The organism is Ruegeria sp. YTSA108 (assembly GCF_059610185.1).
The window spans coordinates 230,456-251,378 of the sequence record NZ_JBXWND010000005.1 but is presented as its reverse complement, the minus strand read 5'-3'; the positions used below and the strand labels follow the sequence as shown (position 1 = coordinate 251,378).

Sequence of the window (20,923 nt, the reverse complement as noted above, 5' to 3'; positions counted from 1 at the left end):
ATGAATACGCTTCTGACCACATTCTCCGCATTGTCCGACGCCACGCGGTTTTCCATCGTTGAACAGTTGATGCAGGACGGAGAGCAGCCCGCGGGCGACCTGATCGAAGGGCGCGGCATGTCGGGTGCTGCGGTCTCGCGCCACCTGAAGGTTTTGCGTGAGGCCGGGCTGGTTCGGCAACGGGTGCAGGGCACCCAGCGGATGTATTCGATCCGCCCCGAAGGTCTGTACGCGATCGCGGAGTGGACCATTTCGAAACGACAATTCTGGGAAAGCAGTCTGGATCGTCTGGGCGATGCTATTGAAAGGGATACCTCATGGCCGATCTAAAGCTGGAGCGCACGTTCCCGATACCGCCAGAGGATCTGTTTGCGTGGATCAGTGTCGCAGAACGGCTGTTGCAATGGTGGGGCCCCGAAGGGGTGCATGTGCCCGAACATACTCTCGATTTTTCGCGCGTTGGTCCGTGGTATTCTGTCATGCAGAATGGCGAGGGCCAGCGGTTCAAGGTCTCGGGCCATGTGACCCATGTCGATCCGCCCAATTCGGTTGGCTTCACCTGGGGCTGGCATGACGATCAGGATCAGCGCGGGGCCGAAAGCCATGTAACGCTACGGATCGAAGCCGCAGGCGGCGGCGCTCGGCTGGTGGTCGATCACCGCGACCTGGGCGATGACGAGATCGCCGCAAACCACGAGAAAGGCTGGACCTCGACGCTGAACAAGCTGGCCGGTCTGGTGCAATAAGTTTTCATCTGGGAGGAAAGAAATGCCACAGTTTCTGTTTGTCTATCACGGCGGGACCACGCCATCGGACCCGGCCGAAGTCGAAGCAACCATGGCCGCCTGGGGCGCGTGGTTTCAGAATATGGGCCCGTCACTAGAAATACCCGGCAACCCGGTGGGCCAGTCCTATACCGTCAGCTCGGGCGGTGTGGTCGACAATGGCGGTGCCAACCCGGTATCCGGCTTTACCGTGATCAAGGCCGACAGCATCGACGCCGCCAATGAAATGGCCAAGGGATGCCCCATGGTCGTGAACGGGTCAGGCTCGGTCGAGGTGGCTGAGATTCACGAGATTGAGATGTAGCCGCCCTAGCCGGGGAAACCCGGCGCGGGTCGGATCACGCCACATTCCAGCCCGCGACGGCTGTATTGCGTGGCGTTCATAAAGGTGCGGGTGGCCGGGTGATCGGCCTCCAGCACGCCGAGGCTGACCAGAATGGCTGCAATGGCGCATTCGCTGGCACGGGTGGCGCCATCGGTGATCTTCAGGGCGACACCCATGCGTTTTTCAGGGATGATGGCGATGAATACGGCCTCGGCCCCGGTCTTGATCGCGGCGCGCCCGTTCATGGCGCGCATCAGCTCGGTACAGGCGCGCGTCTCTCCGGCCACCAGCTCGGGATGTTTGATCATCGCCGCGGTCAGGTGTTGTGCCGCATCGCTGGCCCGGTCCGACCGGTCCGCCGCCGAGGCAAACCACGCCATCGACCGTGCCATCCCCTCCAGCGAGGTGGCAAAGTTCGGGGCGGAACAGCCATCGATGCCATAGCCAGGGCTGGTTTCGCCGGTGGTTTCTTCCAGCGCGGACAAACAGGCCTGTTGAACCGGGTGGTCGATTTCAAGATATTCCGGCCCGGCGCCCATATGCTGTGCTACCGTCAAAAACCCGCAATGTTTGCCCGAGCAGTTGTTGTGGATCTGACAGGGCGTGTCGTCGGCAAGTATCAGCCCGTCGCGCGCCGCCATATCCTGAGGCTCTTGCGGCCCACAGCGCAAATCGGGTTCAGCCAGGCCCAGATGGTCCAGCCAGGACGTTACCCTGTCTGTGTGAATATGCGCGCCGTTATGCGAGGCACAGGCCAACGCCAGATGCTCGCTGTTCAGCCCGTATTTCGCGGCCGCCCCAGATGTAATCAACGGCAGGGCCTGTATCATCTTGGCCGAAGACCGGGGGTAGATTATCGCCTCCGGGTCGCCCCAGCTGCGCACGATTTGACCCGTGTCATCACAGATAACCGCATGTCCCAGATGCAGGCTTTCCAGTAAAGGCCCCCGCCATAGTTCGGTCATTGCTACAGGCTGCGTCATCGGGACCCTCCTAAACATGCGCAAAAAACTGCCAACCGCCCTTTCGCCTATGGCGAAACTTGCGATAGTGTGTGTATGTCGGCAATCACCGGAAGACGCAACTTACAGACGAACCGTCAGGGTTCGCGAGCCATTCCGGTGGGTATGAGGTATTAGGTCGAGCTAGGAGGCTGGACAGATGGGATCAAAGCTCGTCCGCGTAATCGCGGGCCTGTGCGTGGCAGGGATGACAACGGCTGCAACCGCTCAGCAGGCAGACAGCACCAATAGAGTATCCGTAAACACCGACTGGAGTGTGTTTGTGGAAGAGGACCCAACCGAATGCTGGAGCGTTGCAACGCCGGATGAAACCGTCAACACGCGCGGCGGGCGCGTTGTTTCGGTGAGGCGCAGCGACATCCTGCTGTTTGTCGTATTCAGACCTGATCCCGATGTGAAGGGGCGCGTTTCATTCACCGGGGGCTATCCGTTTGCCGCGGGATCGACCGTATCTGTATCCATCGACGGAAACAGCTTCGAATTCAGCACCGAAGGCGAATGGGCCTGGCCCGCGTCAGAGGGTGATGACCAAAAAGTAATCGCTGCCATGAAAAGCGGTACCGAAGCAGTGCTGACCGCCCGGTCCGAACGCGGCACTCAGACCAAAGATACTTTCTCATTGCTGGGCTTCACAGCCGCTTTAGACGACGCCGAGAAACGCTGTACCAACTGAGCGCGCCAGCGCTCGGGCATTGGCCAGGCTCGCAAAGTGGTGCCAGTTTCGCAGGATAGGACCGCCCTCCTTCATAGCTTAACTTAACGTCATCTATAAATTTGATCTGCGTCAATGCTCCGCGCTCTGAAATACTGAACTAATCGGTTCAAGCAGAGAGAAAAGGAGAGCATCGATGCAGAAGAAAGTTTTGGGCCTGTTTGTGCTGACCGCCGTCGTATTGCTGAGCGCTTGTGATAAATCCGCTGAGACATACCCGGTTTCGGGAGAGCAATGTGGGCCAAACGATCCGGTCAAAACGCTGGACGCCGAGGATTGCTTTATTCCACCAGCAGGTGCGTGATCCAATACGGCTGGCCTGGAAACGTCCGGGCGGCATAAGAGTTCGAATGACCGCGGGGTTGATCCCCGCGGTTTTTTGTAACCTCTGGCGTCGCTATGCTAAGCTGAGCGCGTTAGTTTAACGACCCTTCGAGGAGTATGTCATGCGTTTGGTGATACTGGCTGTTTTAACCCCCACGTTGGCTGTGGCGGATCCTGCAATGGAATGCACGAACGCAAGTTCACAAGTCGAAATCGGATCTTGCGTTGCCAGTATGGAAGCGGGGGTTGAGGCCGCGCTGACCGATAGTTTTGGCTTTGCCATGGATGCAGCCAACGCGTTGGACGAGGTGACCGGACGGACAAGCGCGGCGCCTGCGATGGAGGCGGCGCAAAGCGCGTGGGTCGGGTATCGTGATGCGCAGTGCGAGGCGGTCGGCGCGTCTTTTGGTGGTGGGTCGGGAACCGGCATTGGTATCACCTCTTGTCGGATTGAATTGGGGCGCCTGCGGATTGACGAATTGCTGCGTTTTGTAAATTAGGCGCGACGAATTCTTTTGATCTTTGCGCGCAGTCCTATATAGAGGCGCATTCCAAGCCAGAATCTTCGAGACCCACCTATGTCGCCCAAAGCGCCGATCACTCAAGACGTCATGACCATCCCCCGCAAATTGCCGGAGGGGAAGGTGAACCTTGTCGGGTTGACCCGGGATCGCCTGCGCGAGACCCTGATCGAACACGGCACGCCTGAAAAACAGGCCAAGATGCGCACGGGCCAGATCTGGCAGTGGATTTACCAATGGGGTGTGCGCGACTTTGCCGAGATGACCAATCTGGCCAAAGCCTATCGCACCCAGCTGGCCGAGCATTTCGTGATCGAAATCCCCGAGGTTGTGACCCGACAGGTGTCCGAGGATGGCACACGCAAGTATCTGGTCCGTATTGCTGGCGGCCATGAGGTCGAGGTGGTCTATATTCCCGAGGACGATCGCGGCACGCTGTGTATCTCGTCTCAGGTCGGTTGCACGCTGACTTGTTCCTTCTGCCATACAGGCACGCAGAAACTGGTGCGCAACCTGACGGCGGCGGAAATTGTCGGTCAGGTGATGATGGCGCGGGATGATCTTGACGAGTGGCCGGTACCGGGTGCGCCCAAGGACGAAACCCGCCTGCTGTCGAACATCGTTCTGATGGGTATGGGCGAGCCTCTTTACAATTTTGAGAACGTCCGCGACGCGATGAAAATCGCGATGGACCCCGAAGGTATCTCGCTGTCTCGCCGCCGGATTACCCTGTCGACATCGGGCGTGGTGCCCGAGATTGCGCGTACCGCGAAGGAAATCGGCTGCCTGCTGGCAATTTCGTTCCACGCGACGACCAATGAAGTCCGCGATGTGCTGGTGCCGATCAACAAACGCTGGAATATCGAAGAGTTGCTGCAGGCTTTGGCCAGCTATCCCAAGGTTTCCAATTCGGAACGGATTACGTTTGAATACGTGATGCTTGATGGTGTGAATGACAGCGATGAGGATGCGCATCGTCTGATCGAACATATCAAGCGCCACAAAATCCCGGCCAAGATCAATCTGATCCCGTTCAACGAATGGCCCGGCGCGCCGTATAAGCGCAGCTCAAACAATCGTATTCGGGCTTTTGCCAATATCATCTATCAGGCCGGGTATGCCTCGCCCATCCGCAAGACGCGGGGCGAGGACATTATGGCGGCCTGCGGTCAGCTGAAATCGGCCACCGAACGCGCCCGTAAATCGCGCAAGCAGATTGAGGCCGAGGCCGGTCTCGACCGCGGATAAGCGGCTGAATAGCAGGGCGTCGCAAAATTAATTTTTGGGGCGCTGTCTATCGAATGCAAAATTTGATATGTTTCATTGGCTAGGTGTGGATGCACCAGGCTCACTTGCGCACAATAGGGTGAGTTCGGTGGCTGGCATGTGGCAAATTCGTTCACGGCGGCTACCTTGTATTTCAGCTCCGTGTGCCGATTGCGGCATAACAGGTTACGAGTTGGGTTATCTCTATGATGTTTCGATTGAAAATTCCGTACTTTAATTTTGTTTTAGTTTTGGCTTGTGCGGCCGTCGCCGTAACTGATGCTGTTGCGCAGTCAAATGATGAGGATGCTCATCTGGCTATCGAAAATCCGGCTGATCTGACCAAGGACGACGCGCGTGAAATTTATGACTCGTTGCAGCGCCGGATGGCACGCGGCTATGCCGCAGCGCAGTTGGATCTGCTTCTGAATTACCAAAACTGGCCGCTGTACAACGATGCGCCCTATATATCTGAAACCCATGGTCGGCGATTTGTGAACAGCTATGCAAACCGGATGGCGTATAATTATGCAACCCTGACGGAAGGCGAAAAGCTTCCGGTGGGGTCTGTGCTGGCCAAGGACAGCGTGACCGTTACGGATGAGGGGAAAAGCCATCCCGGCGCGATGTTCGTCATGCAGAAACTGGCCGAGGGCGCCAACCCTGCTACGGCTGATTGGCGTTATATCATGGTCATGCCGGATGGGTCATTGTTTGGGGACACGATGGGGGATCGCGCCAACGCAGTTGCGTATTGCCACGATTGCCACGAGGCGGTTGCCGACCGAGATTACACATTCTTCGTTCCCGAAGAATATCTGGTCGACAATTAGGCCTCTCTCACCCAAATCTCGCGGTGCCGATCACTTTGATCAGTTGCTGACGAACCGGATCTGGCTGCGCTGCGACGGCGTTCAGGACCTCTCGAAGTTCTGCGCGCAACCCATGCAACTGGTCGATCAGGGAAATCATCATCGACACTGCGTCTGCCTCCATTTCGTATTGGTCGTGCAACTCGCAGGCCAACTCCAGCCGGGCAACGTCGATGCTGTGATAGACCAATCCGCGATCTGTTTGTTCGGGGATCACGATTTCGGCGGCCAGATATTCTGTCAATCGGGTCGAAGTCAGCCGGGCTACGGCGGTGATCAGTTCCTCTTCGGTCAGGGTGCGGGTCATGACGGCATTCCTTTGCGTGGGTCATAGCGGTGGGTTTCTCGCCATGAATCCATAAATTGCCTCAACTCATCATCGATTTGATCGGGCATTGAAATGGTCAGCTCGATCAACTGGTCGCCCCGTTCGGCCGAGCCGCGCTTCTTGACGCCCTTACCCCGCAGGCGCAGGGTTCTGCCGCTGCTGGTTCCGGCCGGAACGGTCACGTTTACGCCCCCATCGATCGTGGGCGCCGCCACTTTGCCGCCCAGCACCGCCTCATCAATCGTGATGGGCAGCGTGATGTGAATGTCATTTCCCTGACGGTCGAATACCGGATGATCCGCGACTGATACTGTCACCAGCGCATCGCCGCGCGGCCCCTCACCATAGCCAGCGGCACCCTTGCCCCGCAGGCGAATGGTCTGACCGCTTGTGATCCCTGCGGGTATCTTGACTTCGATCCGGTCCCCATCCGGCAGGGTCAGCTTCTGGCTGGCGCCGAATACCGCATCCAGAAAGCTGATCTGAAGCGTGAAGTTCAGATTGTGGCCGGGCGCGTGAAACTCGCGGCCGCCTTGCCCACCAAATCCGCCGCGACCCCGCATGAATTCGGCAAATATATCCGACATGTCGTCCGGGTCCGTCGCCTGCCCGCGATAGGGGTTGCCGGCGGCTTCGGCGTAATCGCGATAGTATTGCTGTTGCGGGCGTTCCTGTCCCGAGGCATCAATCTCACCATTGTCATAGCGTTTGCGCGTCTCAGGATCTTTCAACAGATCATAGGCCGCGGCGGCGGCCTTGAACTTGGCTTCGGCCTCGGCGTCCCCGGGTTTCAAGTCCGGATGGCATTCCTTGGCAATACGCCGATACGCTTTTTTGATTTCAGCGTCGCTGGCATCTTTGGCCACGCCAAGTGCGGCATAGGGATCGTCGCTCATCTCACCTCTCATGGATGGGGGAAGGGCTGATCATGATGAAGGTATTTTATCACGTGATTTCAACAGGTCAAAAAGGACCGGTGGCTAAATTGGTTCGCAAGTTTCGTAATCTCTGATACTATCAGGCTGTTTCATATTATTCATTGACGGAGATTAGCCGATGACGCGCAGACTTAAATCGGTTCTGGCCCTGCTGGCGGGCAATGCCATTGGGTTAATGTTGGCCGCTTTGCTACTGACCGGTTTTGCAATCAAGCCGATTTCATTCATCGTTGTGGTGATCGTCTTCACGCTGGTGCAGGTGGTGGCCGAGCCGCTGATCCTGAAGTTGGGTGAGAAAAGGGCGCCTTCGTTGAAAGGCGGGATCGCGTTGATCGTGACCTTTGTTGGCCTGCTTGTGACCGATCTGGTGACCAATGGGTTGACGGTTGGCGGAATTTCCAACCTGCTGGCTGCGACACTGCTGGTCTGGGTGGGCGCGCTGATCGCCAGCGTCGTGCTGCCGATCTACGTGTTCACCGAGCTGCGCACGCCCAAAAAGTAATTACAGTGCGTTCAGGCTGGCATCGATTGCCTGCCAAAGCTCAACCACCGGCTCGCATCCCACGGACAGACGGACAAAAGCGGGGTCAACGTCGTCGCCCCAACGGGCGCGGCGCTCGGCCGAGCTATGGACGCCGCCAAAAGACGTCGCAGGGCGCAGCATTGGACAGGTGTTGATGAAGGTTTCGGCCTTGGCCTGGGTTTCCAACGTGATCGAAAGAAGGAATCCGAACCGCGTGGTCTGAGCCTGTGCCAAGGTGTAGGATGGGTCACCTGGCAGGCCGGGATAGCGGATGTCTTTCACAGACGGATGCGCCGCCAACCGTTCTGCCAACACCTGGGCCGAGCTGCACATCCGGTCGAACCGAACATCCAGTGTTTCCAGCCCACGATGCAGCAACCAAGCCTCGTGCGGACCGGGGATCGCGCCAGAGACACGCCGCCATTCCTCGACCCGCTCCATGACATCTGTATTGCGGCTGGCCACATGGCCCATCAGCAGATCGGAATGCCCACCCATGGCCTTGGTGTCCGAGGACACCACGATATCTACGCCCATATCCAAAGGAAGCTGGCCCAGTGGTGTCATGGTTGTGTTGTCAGCGATGGTGATCCCACCAGCTGCGCGCACGGACGACGCGATGGCTGGCAGGTCCATCATATCCAGGCCAGGGTTCGAGGGGCTTTCGACAAAGACCACATCGAACCCGTCGAACCCGCCTTCGGAAAAGGCGGTTGTCGGGCGTTCTGTCACGATGACACCTAGCCCAGACAGAAACCGGTCTGCCAGCACGCGGGTGACGTAATAACCATCCGACGGGATCAGGATGCGCGACCCGGCTTTGACCGTGGCAAACAACGCGGCCGAGATCGCCGCCATGCCCGACGGGAAAGCCAGGCAGGGGGCGTCTTCAAGATGGGCGAGAACCTGTTCCAGATGTTCCCAGGTTGGGTTGTTGACGCGACCGTAGAAATCATGCCCGTCCGGTGCGCCGGGCAAGTGGAACATACTGCTTTGGGTCAGGGGCAGGGCCACGGGTTCGCCCTTGGTCAGTGCGTTGCCCCGCAGATGCAGCATCTCGCCGGTCTTGCGCCCCATCGTTTAGCGCCCCGGTATTTCGTCACGGGGCGGGGTGGGTTCCCATTTATCGATTATGTCGACCGCCTCTTGCGCGGTATCGACGAACCGGAACAGGTCCAGATCCTCGTCCGAGATGGTGCCGGCGTCGGCCAGCGCCTCCCAGTTGATGACCTTTTCCCAGAACGCGCGACCGAATAGCAGGAAGGGCACACGCTCCATACGGCCGGTTTGAATCAGGGTCAGGGACTCGAACAGCTCATCCATGGTGCCAAAGCCGCCGGGGAAGATGGTGATGGCGCGGGCGCGCATCAGGAAATGCATCTTGCGGATGGCGAAATAGTGGAAGTTAAAGCTGAGCTCGGGCGTAACGTACAGGTTCGGTGCCTGTTCATGCGGCAGCACAATGTTGAGACCGATGGAACAGCCGTTCGCATCCTGTGCGCCGCGGTTGCCAGCCTCCATCACGCCGGGGCCACCGCCGGTGACGATTACATTCTCGCGCCCGCCGGTTTCGTTCGATTTCTCGGTCATCAACCGGGCAAACTCGCGCGCTTCGTCGTAATATTCCGACAGCCCGGCCAGCGTTTCCGTCCGCGCGGTGTGTTTCTGTGACGGCTCAGGGATACGCGCGCCGCCGAACATGACGATGGTCGAGGTGATCTCACGCTCGGTCATGATCATCTCGGGCTTGAGCAGTTCCAGCTGCAGGCGCACCGGGCGCAGCTCATCCCGGCACAGGAAATCCTCATCGGCAAAGGCAAGGCGATAGGCGGGTGAGCGGGTTTGCGGGGTGTCGGGTACCTCGCTTGCGGTCGAACGGTCGGTCTGCGCGTCGCGAAACGGGCTGAGGCGGTCTTCTCTCATGGGGTAACGATCCCTGCTTGCGTGTTTTCCAAACAGCTATAGGGTTCGGGCGCAGAGTGCCAGTCACGGAAAGATGAGAATGAATTGGAAGAGCGAAATACTGGCGGCGCAACACCGCATAAGTGGCTATGCGCAGGTGACGCCAGTGGTGGAAAGCCGTGCCCTGGGGCTGGATTTTCCGGTGGAAATGAAGCTGGAGCATATGCAGCACACCGGCAGTTTCAAAGCGCGCGGGGCGTTTAACACTCTGATCAGTTCGGATGTGCCCGAGGCTGGTGTTGTGGCCGCATCGGGCGGCAATCATGGCGCAGCCGCAGCCTATGCGGCACAGGCGCTAGGCTATCCGGCCAAGATTTTTGTCCCGGAACTGGCAGGGCCGTCCAAGATTGCGCTGATTGAACAGGCAGGCGCAGATCTGAGCGTGGTGCCGGGAGAATATGCCAACGCTCTTGCTGCGGCGCAGGCGTATGAGGATGCGTCGGGCGCGATGCAGATTCACGCCTATGACGCCCCCGCTACGGTCGCCGGGCAGGGAACCTGCTTTGCCGAATGGGAGGCACAGGGCCTGAAAGCGGATACCGTATTGATCGCGGTGGGCGGTGGCGGTTTGATCGCCGGGGCGCTGGCCTGGCTGCAAGGCACGCGCAAGGTCGTGGCGGTTGAGCCGGAAACCTCCTGCGCGCTGAATGCAGCCCTGCAGGCGGGAGAACCGGTGGATGTGTCCGTCTCGGGCATTGCGGCAAATGCGCTGGGCGCGCGGCGGATCGGCTCAATTTGTTTCGATCTGGCACAGGGCGTGCAATCGGTTCTGGTCAGTGATCAGGCCATTTCTCAAGCGCAGCAGGCCTTGTGGCGGGCGCATCGCGTTCTGGTGGAACCAGCGGGCGCAACAGCCTTGGCTGCGCTGCTATCGGGGGCTTACACGCCAGAGCCGGGCGAACGGGTGGCGGTGCTGATCTGTGGTGGAAACATCTCACCGGACCCTCTGAACGGTTGAAACCGCAACAAACAGCCGCAAAGCGCGCGCTCAGCGTCGCATTGCAGCCAGTCCGTCGCTTGCGTATAGGCAACACAAGCGTGAACAGAATCTGCAGGGAGCCGCCAAATGTCCAACGCGCAACTGGAAGCCGCCATCGAAGCCGCCTGGGAGGCGCGAGATGCCATCACCCCCGCCACCACCGGCGAGACACGCGAAGCGATCGAAGATACGCTGAATGCGCTGGACAGCGGGTCGCTGCGGGTCGCGGAAAAGCAAGACAGCGGCGACTGGCATGTGAACCAGTGGGCGAAAAAAGCGGTTCTGCTGGGCTTTCGCATCAAGGATATGGAAATCCAGACCGGCGGCGCTCAGGACGGCGGCTGGTGGGACAAGGTGGACAGCAAGTTCGCGGGTTGGGGTGAAAACCAATGGCGGGCCGCTGGCTTTCGCGCGGTGCCGAATTGCGTCGTTCGCAAATCCGCCTTTATTGCGCCCGGCGTGGTTCTGATGCCGTCATTTGTGAACCTGGGTGCCTATGTGGACGAGGGCACAATGGTTGATACTTGGGCCACCGTCGGTTCATGCGCGCAGATCGGCAAGAACGTCCATCTGTCGGGCGGTGTTGGGATCGGCGGCGTTCTGGAACCGATGCAGGCGGGTCCGACCATCATCGAAGACAACTGCTTTATCGGCGCGCGGTCCGAAGTGGTCGAAGGCTGCATCGTGCGCGAAGGCTCGGTTCTGGGCATGGGCGTGTTCATCGGCAAATCGACCAAGATCGTCGACCGCGAAACCGGTGAGGTCACCTATGGTGAGGTTCCGCCCTATTCGGTGGTTGTTGCGGGCTCGATGCCGTCCAAGAACAACATCAACCTCTATTGCGCTGTGATCGTGAAGCGGGTGGATGAAAAGACCCGCTCGAAAACCGGGATCAACGAATTGCTACGCGACTAAACTGGGCGCGGATCAAACAAGTGGGCTGCAGCGCGATCCGCTGCGGCCCTTTTTTTGTTATCGCTTACCCTTTGACCGGATAGCGGTCCGGTTCTTCGAACACATCAATGACGCGCGACCCGGCTTTGATCTTGCCGCCATGCTCCACTCCTGCGGGGATCGAATAGCTGTCACCGGGGCCATATCTCTTGGTTTCATCGCCAATGGTCAGCTCAATCTCACCTTCGACCACAGTTCCCCATTGTGCCAGATGGGAATGAAGGGGCAGTTCGAAATCCTGAAGAAAGGTAAAAAACGCCACCAGCCCCGCGTCTGATCTGATCACGGCCGTTTGCACCACATCTTCGGGGAAGGGCACGTCGAGGCTTGGGAATCCTGTGATGAAATCCGGATAAGTCATGGCAACGTCCTTTTGTGATCGGTGTCAGGTTACTGCGGGCACTATGGCGGCACAGGCGATCCACTGCAATTCCCCGGCTGCTTGACCGCAGGCAGGTGCGCGGCTATGGCCCCTTGCATGGAAAAGCAAAAGAAACCTTCGCGTCAGCAGGTCTATACCCTGCTTGTGCAGATCGGTCGCAAGGATGGCGATGGCCTGCCCGACGGCGCAACCGGGGCGGCATTGATATGTTTTGCCAGCGGCGTCGACGAGGCCGAGGCCGTGCGCGAAACGGTGGCGATCCTGAAACAGGCAGATACCGCGCCTTTGGATGTCACAGGCTATGGCACTTTGGCTGAACGTGAAGCGCAAGGTCACGAGATCGACCCGGATGAACGGGCCCTGATGCAGCGCGCGCTGGATGAAAATGCAGTGATCGTGGCGCAGATGACCCCGTTTTTCGGGGATGAAGAGACGGCTTAGTTCCGCGCCCCAAACCACTTGCGATAAATCTCGTCATAGGTGCCGTCTTCGCGCAGCGCCAGCAGCGCCTGGTTGACGTCTTCGACCAGGGGGGACCCGGTGGGGAAGGCAATGCCGTAATTCTCGCGCAGGAATATACCGCCTGTCATCGAGGCAATCCGGCGGCCTTCATGGGCGGCGAAATAGGACAGGATCGGCGCGTCGAACACGATGGCGTCCAGTTCCTCGTTGCGAAAAGCTTCAAGCATGGGGTCGAGCCCATCATAGTTGGTAAACTCGATCTCGCGGCGGTTCAGAAAGTTAGCAGCGGTTGAATTCGAGATTGTTCCGACCTCTTTGCCGTAAAGGTCATTTATCGAATTCACGCTGCCACTGATTGCATCCACTGTCATGACCGAGGTGATCCGCGCAGTGAAGACCGAGACGATAAACAGCGAAGATACAACCAGCACTACACCCAGAATTCGACCAAATGGCGTGCGCGGCATTCGTTCCTCAAACCCGCCATTGACCACCAGGTTCAAGGCCCACCAGAATGAGGGGAACCAGGCCTCGTCAAGCTTGCGGTCGAAATAGGGCTGCGAGCGGCGCTCGAACACCCACATCAGCATGCCGCCGCCAAGAAGGATGGCAAAGGCGAGCCCGATAGCAATGAACAATTCGCGCGACAGTAACGCATGTAGCAGTGACGGGCGGCGCACCGCGTCCGATGGCACCATGATCTGCAAACCAGCCTCGAAAATCGGCTGGCTGAAGTCCATCTGCGTTTCTCGCGAGGCAGTGATCGAGATATTGGCGATGGCCAGATCTGCGGATCTGTTCTGCACTGCGCCCAGCATGTCGCCAAAGGCGTCGGAACGTTGGATGGAATAGTCCCAATTCAAGGATTCAGCCAACGCCTCAAGCAGGTCCATCGAGAATCCGGTTTGGGCTCCATCTTCGACAAAAGAAAACGGAGGCCGTGTCACGGTCGAAACCGTCAGCGTCTGGGCCTGGCTTTGCTGGCCGAGAACGGCGAAAGTCAGGCAGATCAATGCGAAAAGAGCACGTGTCATCGTAAAATCACCTGTTTCGCGGCCCTCTAGCGCATATTCGAACCGGCAGACAAGGCAATCGCAGCGTAAGGCCCCATGTTTTCCGGGGGTGTCAGTTCGATACAAGGTGGAAAAAGCCCGCGGTTTCTGGCCTGTTGGGGTTGGCAATCGGGCCAATTCGTTGAATCTGTGCACGAACCTGAAAGAAATTTTATGAAAAGGGCCCACCATGACAGATCCGATTGCGTTGACGGCCGACCTGATCCGTTGCCCATCGGTCACACCTGAAGAAGGCGGTGCCCTTGTCCTGCTGCAGGATGTCCTGTCACAGGCGGGGTTTGATTGTACCCGTGTTGATCGCGCCGGCATCAGCAATCTGTTTGCGCGATGGGGTGCAAAAGGTCACGCCCGAAGCTTTGGGTTCAACGGTCACACCGATGTTGTTCCGGTGGGCGACGAGGCCGCTTGGACCACACCGCCTTTCGGGGCAGAAATCCGGGAAGGGTTCATGTATGGACGCGGGGCCACTGACATGAAATCGGGTGTGGCGGCCTTTGCAGCGGCGGCAGTGGATTTTGTACGCGACACGCCGCCCGACGGGGCGATCATCCTGACGATCACGGGTGACGAAGAGGCTGATGCGCTGCATGGCACCACCGCCCTGCTTGACCATATGGATCAATGCGGCGAGCGGATGAGCGTCTGCCTGGTCGGTGAACCCACCTGCCCGAACAGGATGGGTGAAATGATGAAGATCGGCCGTCGCGGCTCGATGACAGCCTGGTTTACCGTAACAGGTGTGCAGGGCCATTCGGCCTATCCACACCGGGCAAAGAACCCACTGCCCGCCATGGCCCGGCTGATGGACAGGCTGGCCAGTCACGAGTTGGACCGGGGATCAGATCATTTTGACGCCTCGACACTGGCGGTTGTGGCGATCGACACGGGTAATTCCGCCACAAATGTCATCCCGGCACAGTGCAGCGGGACCGTGAACATCCGGTTCAACGATCTGCATTCCGGCGCCAGCCTCAGCGATTGGCTGCAAGCGCAGGCGCGCGATGTAGCCGCCGCGTTTGGCGTTGATGTTGATGTGCGTATCAAGATATCGGGCGAAAGCTTTCTGACCCCTCCTGGCCCTCTGTCGGAATTGGTGGCCAAATCGGTTGCGGCTGAAACCGGGGTCACGCCCGAGATGTCAACAACCGGGGGTACTTCGGACGCGCGTTTCGTCAAGGATCATTGTCCGGTTGTCGAATTTGGTTTGGTCGGCAAAACCATGCATCAGGTGGATGAATGCGTTGAGGTGGCGCAGATTGAACAGCTCAAGGCGGTCTATACCCGTATCCTGACCGACTATTTTTCCTGATTCATGCAGCGCACCCTGGTGATCATGGTGAAAGAACCGCGCCCGGGCCGTGTCAAAACCCGGTTGGGGCGCGATATCGGTATGGTCGGTGCGGCGTGGTGGTTTCGGCATCAGACCCGCTCTTTGATCCGGCGCCTGCGCGATCCGCGCTGGCAGATCGTGCTGGCGGTCTCGCCGGACCGCGAAGGGCTGACCAGCCGCATCTGGCCCGCTGATCTGCCACGTGCGCCACAGGGGCGTGGGGATCTAGGCGATCGTATGGGGCGGATGCTGCGGGAAATGCCAACAGGGCCAGTCTGTCTGATCGGTGCGGATATCCCAGGGGTTACACGGGGGCATATCGCGCGCGCGTTCCGGGCATTGGGGCGCAACCAGATGGTGTTTGGTCCGGCCCCGGATGGCGGATATTGGCTGGTCGGGGCGCAACGCATTGGTGCCCTGCCACACAGCCTGTTTCAAAACGTGCGCTGGTCGACGGAACATGCGCTGGCTGACACGCTGGCCTCAATCCCCGGATGCCGGGTGGCGATGCTGGATCAGCTGCGCGATGTCGATACGGTTGCCGATCTGCGAGCCTGACCCTTTTTGGTCATGACGCCGACGCATCTCCGTGATAGGCCGAAATCATGACTCGCATCCCTACCAAGCAAGAGGTCCTCGATTGGATCTCGGCGAACCCCACCCTGACCTCGAAACGCGACATTGCTAAAGCCTTTGGCATCAAGGGCGCGGATCGGATCGACCTGAAACGGATCCTCAAGGAACTTGAGGCCGAAGGGCATCTTGAAAAGCGCAATCGCAGCTATCGTGACCCGGATCGTTTGCCGCCTGTCAGCGTGTTGCAGGTGAAGGCGCCGAATGCCGATGGTGATCTGTTCGCGCGCCCGCTAGAATGGCATGGCGAAGGGGTCGAGCCGGTTGTTCTGATGATCACCCGCGCAAGTGACCCGGCGCTGGGTGAAGGCGACCGCATTCTGGCCCGCCTGACCGTGGTGCATGAGGAAGACCATAATTACGAGGCCCGCCTGATTCGCCGGATCGGAACCAACCCGCGCAAGATCGTCGGTATCTTCCGCAAAGGGACCGAGGGCGGACGGATCGTGCCCATCGACAAGGCCGGACAGAACGAGTGGCTGGTCAATGAAGGTGCCGTACTGGGTGCAAAAGACGGTGAGTTGGTCGAGGCCGAACAGGCCGGACCCAAGACCCGCATGGGCCTGCCACGTGCCCGCATTGTCGAACGGCTGGGCGACCCGTCGGCCCCCAAGGCAGTGTCGCTGATCGCCATTCATCAGCATGGCATTCCCGATGACTTCCCCGACACAGTGATTGCAGAGGCCGACAAGGCCAAACCCGCTGGCCTGAAAGGGCGCGAAGATCTTCGGGATATTCCGCTGCTGACCATCGACCCCTCAGACGCGCGGGATCATGATGATGCCTGTTTCGCTCATGCTGACGATGATCCTAAGAACCCCGGGGGGCATGTTGTTTGGGTCGCCATTGCTGATGTCGCCGCCTATGTGCAGCCCGGTACGGCGCTGGATCGCGAGGCGCGCAAGCGGGGCAACTCCAGCTACTTCCCCGACCGCGTGGTGCCGATGCTGCCGGATCGGCTGTCCGGTGATTTGTGTTCGTTGCACGAAGGCGTCCCGCGCGCGTGTATCGCCGTGCGGATGCAGGTCGACGCCGAGGGCAACAAGATCGGCCACCGGTTCGTGCGGGGGCTTATGCGCTCCGCCGCCTCGCTGCATTATACCGAGGTGCAGGAGGCCATCGATGGCGCCCCCAATGACCGCACCGGGCCGCTGTTAGAGACCGTACTGAAGCCGCTCTATGCTGCTTATGCTGCACTGAAAAAGGCGCGGGGTGTGCGGCAACCGCTGGAACTGGACCTGCCGGAACGCAAGATTATCCTGAGCGATACGGGCGACGTTCAAAGCGTGGCTTTCCGCGACCGTCTGGACGCGCATAAGCTGATCGAAGAGTTCATGATCCTCGCCAATGTCGCTGCGGCTGAAACCCTGATCGCCAAGCGCCGCCCGCTGCTGTTCCGTGTCCACGAAGAACCAGCACCCGAGAAGCTGGAAAGCCTGCGGGAAACGGCTCAGGCGGCGGGGTTGAATTTGGCCAAGGGGCAGGTGTTGCAGACCCGCCACCTGAACGCACTGCTGAATGCGGCTGCGGGCACCGAGGATGCAGAGTTGATCAACCTGACCACCCTGCGGTCGATGGCGCAGGCCTATTACAACGCTGAGAATTTCGGCCATTTCGGGCTGGCGCTGCGGAATTATGCACATTTCACCTCGCCCATCCGGCGCTATGCCGACCTGATCGTGCACCGCGCGCTGATCTCGGCCCATGGCTGGGGTGCCGATGGCCTGACCGAGGATGAGATCGCCCGGCTGGACGAAACTGCCACTCATATCTCGGATACCGAACGCCGCTCGATGATGGCGGAACGAGATACGACCGACCGGTATCTGGCGGCTTATCTGAGCGAGCGTGTTGGGACTGAGTTCTCGGGTCGGATCAGTGGTATCGCCCGGTTTGGGGCTTTCGTGAAAATGGACGAGACCGGCGCGGACGGTCTGGTACCGGTGCGATCCTTGGGGCGCGAGTTCTTCCATTTCGACCGGGAGGCCGGAACCCTGATGGGGTCGGACACCGGGCTGATCATAGCCATCGGCCAACGCGTCACCGTGCGTCTGACCGAGGCGACACCTGTGACGGGTGGGCTGGAGTTGGAGCTGTTGTCGATCGACGATCAGGCTCTGCCGACGGGGCGCGGAGGAGCATCCAAGCGCCCAACGCGACGCAAGGCGGTCAGCACCAAGCGCAAGAAGGACAAGATCAAACGCAAGGTGGAACGCAAACGCCGTCAGAAGTGAGTTCGCATCTCGGGAACAAGGCGCATGTAAGTCAGCCTTTTGCGGGAAGGTGATAGGTCAACGCGCGGGCTATCAGCCAGCCATGGCGGGTGGCGTCGATCTGATCCGGATCATCAAACAGAACAGCCCGGTTGCCGTCTATCCGATCTTCGCCCGGAAAGGCCGAGGTGAAATCGCCCATCAACCGGCTTTGGCAATGCACGAACAGGGCAAAGCGGGCCGCTTTGTGCCCGCCCAATCGGATCGTGGATCCCTTGGGCGCCAGATAGGCGGGCTGCCCCCAGCGCAATGCCTCTTGCAACGGCTGCGCGCGGGGCAACGAAGTGGCGGTTTCCAGGATCAACTGACGCAGCGCAAGCGCCCCGGCACGTGTGCCTTCGGGCAGGGCATGATAGGCCGCTGCCACTGCGGGATCGTCAAATTGTGTCATGACAGCGGTATCGCCTGCTCCATCCGGTCTATGTAGTCGCTCAACAGCTTATCCTGTTTGATCCGCTGGGTCAGCGGTGTATTGGCCGGCGTCGCGCGCATCGCGGCAAGCATGGGGGCCACGCTCATATCCACTGAGGTCGGGGTTTCTCCCATCAAATAGGTCGACTGCCATAGATAGGCCGAGATCGCCTCAAGATCGCGTTCCAGCCTGTCCTGACGTTCCGCATCTGAGAATCGAGAGACGCCCTGAAACCCCAATCCTTTAACAACGTTCTTGCGGATAGAATTGGCAACCGGTTTGCGGATCAGGGCGGGGATGCCAGTGAAAAAGGTCTTATACAGAATCGGCCAGACTTCGTCATTGGCCCAGCGGTCTTGGACGATCTGAAAATACAGATGCTCTTCGGCCAGGCGGATCAAGGCGCGCGATTGGGCCTTTTGCAGATCGCTCAGCCCGTGATCAAAATCACTGCCTTGCGCCTCAAGCCAGTCGCGGATCAGGTCGCTGTCGGGGATCAGACGCTGCGGCGTGCGCAGAACCGGCAGCTTCTGATGCGGCATCTTGCGCGGATCAAGGAGGTCAGATCGCTGCCAGCGTTGGCCCGATGTTTGCAGCATTAGTGCCGTCTTCACGCAAAACGGGCTGGCGCTGAACAGGCCAAAGGCAGAGGGGTAGGTCAAAAGGGTCAGCATCTTGGGCTCCATCATGGGTATAGGTGATGGGTATGCCGAGCTAATGACAATTTCTGTCATTAGAGATAAAGTAACCTGCATTATGACCCGCACCGCCCGTTTGTTCCAATTAATGCAATCCTTGCGCTCTGGCCCGTCGCCAAGAACGTCGATTGAGCTGGCTCAGGATCTAGGCGTTTCGCCGCGCACGATTCACCGAGACATCGATTCATTGCGCAGCCTCGGCGCCGTGATCGACGGAGAGGCGGGGTTCGGGTTCACCCTGATCGAGGACGCCACCCTGCCACCGCTTGGCTTCACCGATGATGAGCTTGAGGCCCTGGTGCTTGGCCTGCGCGAGGTACAATCCATTGGTGATCCCGGCCTCTCAGAGGCTGCCAGCGAAGTTCTGCGCAAGCTGCAGGGTCGTTTGCCACCGCGCCAGTCTCAGCGCCTCAGCCATGCGGTGCTGACCGCCACACGGTTTGACCGGCCGGCGAAACCAACGGTGGATGTCGCTGAACTGCGGCGGGCCACCTGGGACGAACAGACGATCGAATTTTCCTATTGGGATGCCAAAGGCGACGAGACCCGTCGCAGTGTAAACCCGCTGAGCATTGTGTACATGGATCGCGCCAGCGTGCTGATCAGCTGGTGCCTGTTGCGGCAGGATTTCCGCGTGTTTCGGTTGGATCGCATGCAAGAGATGCAGACGACCGGGGCCTCGTTCCGGCCCAACCGGGTCCCTCTGCTGCGCGAAGCTCTGAACCGGCTGCGATCCGAGCGAAAGGCGAGAGACCGCGACTCGGAAAGCTGAGCGCTTTGAGATTCGCCATTTTTGCGCTATCCTGTGGTTGAGCAGTTATCAGGAAATTCGGAATGCGTAGATGCGTAAGCGGCGTTATGACCGCAGCATTATGGGCATCCATCGTACAGGCGGAGTCCATCAAAAGCCCGGAAGGGCCACAGCCGATACAATTGGCGTCGGCTGATCTTACAGTCTCAATCCGACCGGTCGTCCGACCATCGGAGGAAATGTATCGCGTGTCAGAGGAAAGAAGCGCCCGGTTTCAGGCGTGGCTTGGTGATTTTCGGGCGAGGGCACAGGCGCAGGGCATCCTGCCCGGGACTTTGGACCGCGCGCTTGCGGGGCTGGCCTATGACAAGGACATCATCAAGCGCGATCGTAATCAGGCTGAGTTTACCAAGCCCATCTGGGACTATCTGGATGCGGCCGTTTCTGATCGGCGCGTCGCGGACGGTCGCGCGGGGTTGGAACGCCATGCCGCGGTGCTGACCCGGATTGAGGCGCAGTATGGCGTCGAAAAAGAGGTCGTGGCCGCGATTTGGGGGCTTGAGACATCTTTCGGCACATTTCGGGGGTCGGATCAGACGATCCGTTCGCTTGCGACGCTGGCCTTTGATGCCCGACGGGCTGAGTTCTTTGAAACGCAACTGATTGCCGCCTTGCGGATCATTCAGGCAGGCGATGTCAGTCCCGCAACGATGGTCGGAAGTTGGGCCGGAGCAATGGGGCATACGCAGTTCATGCCGACCTCGTTTTTGGATCACGCCGTGGATTTCGACGGTGATGGGCGGCGGGATATATGGGCGGATGACCCGACCGACGCGCTGGCCTCGACAGCGGCCTATCTGGCGCGTCATGGGTGGACCAAGGGACAGCCATGGGGTGTTGAAGTGCGCCTGCCCGCCGGGTTCGATTTTGCGGCCGCGAGACGCGATTACACGCTGCTGCCGTCAGACTGGGCGGCGCTGGGCGTGGTTGCGTGGGATGGACAGCCGCTTACGGATCATGGTCAGGCAGCGATCTTGTTGCCAGCGGGTGGTGAAGGCGTTGCATTGATGGTCTTCGAAAATTTCCGCGTGATCGAGCAATACAACGGTGCAGATGCCTATGTGATCGGCATTGGACATTTGTCCGACCGTCTGGCGGGCCGCGCGGCGTTTCAGGCCGAGTGGCCTCGGGGTGATCGGGCGTTGAGCTTTGCTGAGAAGAAGGAATTGCAGCTCCGGCTGACCGAAGCCGGGTTCGATACACAGGGGATCGACGGGCGCACCGGCCCGAACACCACCGAGGCGGTTCGGGCCTATCAACTGGCACAGGGGCTTTTGCCGGACGGCTATGCGTCCGCGCCGCTGTTAGAGCGGTTGAGGTAGGGGAGGGGGCTCTGCC

Annotated in this window: 26 protein-coding genes; 17 read left to right on the top strand and 9 right to left on the bottom strand. The window is 59.4% G+C overall.

Annotated features, from left to right (window positions below):
• The 3 genes from AC2FHW_RS10030 to AC2FHW_RS10020 are packed head-to-tail and all read left to right on the top strand — an operon-like array spanning window position 1 to window position 1,089.
• The gene (locus tag AC2FHW_RS10030; RefSeq protein ID WP_142637223.1) at window positions 1–330 is read left to right on the top strand and encodes an ArsR/SmtB family transcription factor; all 330 of its coding nucleotides are present in this window, start codon (window positions 1–3) and stop codon (window positions 328–330) included.
• Window positions 318–746 carry an SRPBCC family protein gene (locus AC2FHW_RS10025; protein WP_271949551.1) on the top strand — a complete coding sequence of 143 codons (429 nt, stop codon included), beginning with the start codon at window positions 318–320 and terminating at the stop codon, window positions 744–746. The genes AC2FHW_RS10030 and AC2FHW_RS10025 overlap by 13 nt, the downstream gene beginning before the upstream one ends.
• A 22-nt stretch (window positions 747–768) precedes the next feature.
• Window positions 769–1,089, top strand: a complete 321-nt coding sequence (locus AC2FHW_RS10020) for a YciI family protein (RefSeq protein ID WP_142637219.1) — start codon at window positions 769–771, stop codon at window positions 1,087–1,089.
• A 5-nt stretch (window positions 1,090–1,094) separates the two neighbouring features.
• On the opposite strand, the gene AC2FHW_RS10015 is transcribed toward AC2FHW_RS10020, so the two are convergent.
• Window positions 1,095–2,093: an asparaginase gene (locus AC2FHW_RS10015; RefSeq protein WP_271949554.1), complete on the bottom strand. Its 999-nt coding sequence runs from the start codon at window positions 2,091–2,093 to the stop codon at window positions 1,095–1,097.
• Window positions 2,094–2,271: 178 nt separating this feature from the next.
• Between AC2FHW_RS10015 and AC2FHW_RS10010 the strand changes: the two genes are divergently transcribed.
• The 5 genes from AC2FHW_RS10010 (at window position 2,272) to AC2FHW_RS09990 (ending at window position 5,788) form a co-directional block, all read left to right on the top strand.
• Window positions 2,272–2,805 (top strand): invasion associated locus B family protein, encoded by a 534-nt coding sequence (locus AC2FHW_RS10010; protein ID WP_142637215.1) that lies wholly within the window; start codon window positions 2,272–2,274, stop codon window positions 2,803–2,805.
• A 175-nt stretch (window positions 2,806–2,980) separates the two neighbouring features.
• Window positions 2,981–3,148 carry a hypothetical protein gene (locus tag AC2FHW_RS10005; protein ID WP_185956689.1) on the top strand — a complete coding sequence of 56 codons (168 nt, stop codon included), beginning with the start codon at window positions 2,981–2,983 and terminating at the stop codon, window positions 3,146–3,148.
• A 142-nt stretch (window positions 3,149–3,290) separates the two neighbouring features.
• A complete protein-coding gene (locus AC2FHW_RS10000; protein ID WP_271949559.1) occupies window positions 3,291–3,668 on the top strand; it encodes a lysozyme inhibitor LprI family protein in 378 nt (125 codons plus the stop codon).
• Window positions 3,669–3,746: 78 nt separating this feature from the next.
• The gene (rlmN, locus tag AC2FHW_RS09995) at window positions 3,747–4,937 is read left to right on the top strand and encodes a dual-specificity RNA methyltransferase RlmN (RefSeq protein WP_271949561.1); all 1,191 of its coding nucleotides are present in this window, start codon (window positions 3,747–3,749) and stop codon (window positions 4,935–4,937) included.
• A 269-nt stretch (window positions 4,938–5,206) separates the two neighbouring features.
• Window positions 5,207–5,788 carry a cytochrome P460 family protein gene (locus AC2FHW_RS09990; RefSeq protein WP_271949563.1) on the top strand — a complete coding sequence of 194 codons (582 nt, stop codon included), beginning with the start codon at window positions 5,207–5,209 and terminating at the stop codon, window positions 5,786–5,788.
• 7 nt (window positions 5,789–5,795) lie between these two features.
• On the opposite strand, the gene AC2FHW_RS09985 is transcribed toward AC2FHW_RS09990, so the two are convergent.
• Window positions 5,796–6,134: a hypothetical protein gene (locus tag AC2FHW_RS09985; RefSeq protein WP_271949566.1), complete on the bottom strand. Its 339-nt coding sequence runs from the start codon at window positions 6,132–6,134 to the stop codon at window positions 5,796–5,798.
• Window positions 6,131–7,051 carry a DnaJ C-terminal domain-containing protein gene (locus AC2FHW_RS09980; protein WP_271949567.1) on the bottom strand — a complete coding sequence of 307 codons (921 nt, stop codon included), beginning with the start codon at window positions 7,049–7,051 and terminating at the stop codon, window positions 6,131–6,133. The genes AC2FHW_RS09985 and AC2FHW_RS09980 overlap by 4 nt, the downstream gene beginning before the upstream one ends.
• A 160-nt stretch (window positions 7,052–7,211) precedes the next feature.
• On the opposite strand from AC2FHW_RS09980, the gene AC2FHW_RS09975 reads away from it, so the two are divergent.
• Window positions 7,212–7,595 (top strand): hypothetical protein, encoded by a 384-nt coding sequence (locus AC2FHW_RS09975; RefSeq protein ID WP_271949569.1) that lies wholly within the window; start codon window positions 7,212–7,214, stop codon window positions 7,593–7,595.
• On the opposite strand, the gene AC2FHW_RS09970 is transcribed toward AC2FHW_RS09975, so the two are convergent.
• Together AC2FHW_RS09970 and AC2FHW_RS09965 are read right to left on the bottom strand one after the other, a co-directional pair.
• A complete protein-coding gene (locus tag AC2FHW_RS09970) occupies window positions 7,596–8,693 on the bottom strand; it encodes a cystathionine gamma-lyase (RefSeq protein WP_271949571.1) in 1,098 nt (365 codons plus the stop codon).
• Between the two features lie 3 nt (window positions 8,694–8,696).
• A complete protein-coding gene (locus tag AC2FHW_RS09965) occupies window positions 8,697–9,539 on the bottom strand; it encodes an LOG family protein (protein WP_271949574.1) in 843 nt (280 codons plus the stop codon).
• Window positions 9,540–9,618: 79 nt separating this feature from the next.
• On the opposite strand from AC2FHW_RS09965, the gene AC2FHW_RS09960 reads away from it, so the two are divergent.
• Together AC2FHW_RS09960 and dapD are read left to right on the top strand one after the other, a co-directional pair.
• On the top strand, window positions 9,619–10,536 hold the full coding sequence (locus tag AC2FHW_RS09960; protein ID WP_271949577.1) for a serine/threonine dehydratase: 918 nt from the start codon (window positions 9,619–9,621) through the stop codon (window positions 10,534–10,536).
• A 108-nt stretch (window positions 10,537–10,644) separates the two neighbouring features.
• Window positions 10,645–11,472 (top strand): 2,3,4,5-tetrahydropyridine-2,6-dicarboxylate N-succinyltransferase, encoded by an 828-nt coding sequence (gene dapD / locus AC2FHW_RS09955; RefSeq protein WP_271949578.1) that lies wholly within the window; start codon window positions 10,645–10,647, stop codon window positions 11,470–11,472.
• A 64-nt stretch (window positions 11,473–11,536) separates the two neighbouring features.
• On the opposite strand, the gene AC2FHW_RS09950 is transcribed toward dapD, so the two are convergent.
• Complete coding sequence (locus tag AC2FHW_RS09950) at window positions 11,537–11,872, bottom strand: cupin domain-containing protein (protein WP_271949580.1); 336 nt, start codon at window positions 11,870–11,872, stop codon at window positions 11,537–11,539.
• 117 nt (window positions 11,873–11,989) lie between these two features.
• Here AC2FHW_RS09950 and AC2FHW_RS09945 point away from each other — a divergent pair, with 117 nt between their 5' ends.
• The gene (locus AC2FHW_RS09945; RefSeq protein ID WP_271949582.1) at window positions 11,990–12,334 is read left to right on the top strand and encodes a DUF8846 family protein; all 345 of its coding nucleotides are present in this window, start codon (window positions 11,990–11,992) and stop codon (window positions 12,332–12,334) included.
• Here the strand turns inward: AC2FHW_RS09945 and AC2FHW_RS09940 are convergent.
• Window positions 12,331–13,389, bottom strand: a complete 1,059-nt coding sequence (locus AC2FHW_RS09940) for a transporter substrate-binding domain-containing protein (protein ID WP_142637194.1) — start codon at window positions 13,387–13,389, stop codon at window positions 12,331–12,333. The two genes, AC2FHW_RS09945 and AC2FHW_RS09940, sit on opposite strands and share 4 nt — an antisense overlap.
• Before the next feature lie 208 nt (window positions 13,390–13,597).
• On the opposite strand from AC2FHW_RS09940, the gene dapE reads away from it, so the two are divergent.
• The 3 genes from dapE to rnr are packed head-to-tail and all read left to right on the top strand — an operon-like array spanning window position 13,598 to window position 17,625.
• Window positions 13,598–14,737 carry a succinyl-diaminopimelate desuccinylase gene (gene dapE, locus AC2FHW_RS09935; RefSeq protein ID WP_142637192.1) on the top strand — a complete coding sequence of 380 codons (1,140 nt, stop codon included), beginning with the start codon at window positions 13,598–13,600 and terminating at the stop codon, window positions 14,735–14,737.
• A gap of 3 nt (window positions 14,738–14,740) precedes the next feature.
• A complete protein-coding gene (locus AC2FHW_RS09930; protein WP_142637190.1) occupies window positions 14,741–15,316 on the top strand; it encodes a TIGR04282 family arsenosugar biosynthesis glycosyltransferase in 576 nt (191 codons plus the stop codon).
• 47 nt (window positions 15,317–15,363) lie between these two features.
• Window positions 15,364–17,625, top strand: a complete 2,262-nt coding sequence (rnr, locus tag AC2FHW_RS09925; protein ID WP_496702758.1) for a ribonuclease R — start codon at window positions 15,364–15,366, stop codon at window positions 17,623–17,625.
• Between the two features lie 31 nt (window positions 17,626–17,656).
• On the opposite strand, the gene AC2FHW_RS09920 is transcribed toward rnr, so the two are convergent.
• Entirely contained in the window at window positions 17,657–18,055 is a 399-nt protein-coding gene (locus AC2FHW_RS09920; RefSeq protein WP_281995448.1) for a DUF1801 domain-containing protein, read from the bottom strand.
• On the bottom strand, window positions 18,052–18,765 hold the full coding sequence (locus AC2FHW_RS09915) for a glutathione S-transferase family protein (protein ID WP_345741810.1): 714 nt from the start codon (window positions 18,763–18,765) through the stop codon (window positions 18,052–18,054). The genes AC2FHW_RS09920 and AC2FHW_RS09915 overlap by 4 nt, the downstream gene beginning before the upstream one ends.
• Before the next feature lie 67 nt (window positions 18,766–18,832).
• On the opposite strand from AC2FHW_RS09915, the gene AC2FHW_RS09910 reads away from it, so the two are divergent.
• On the top strand, window positions 18,833–19,546 hold the full coding sequence (locus AC2FHW_RS09910; protein ID WP_142637184.1) for a helix-turn-helix transcriptional regulator: 714 nt from the start codon (window positions 18,833–18,835) through the stop codon (window positions 19,544–19,546).
• 62 nt (window positions 19,547–19,608) lie between these two features.
• Complete coding sequence (locus tag AC2FHW_RS09905) at window positions 19,609–20,907, top strand: lytic murein transglycosylase (protein WP_496677853.1); 1,299 nt, start codon at window positions 19,609–19,611, stop codon at window positions 20,905–20,907.
• The last annotated feature ends 16 nt before the right edge of the window (window positions 20,908–20,923 follow it).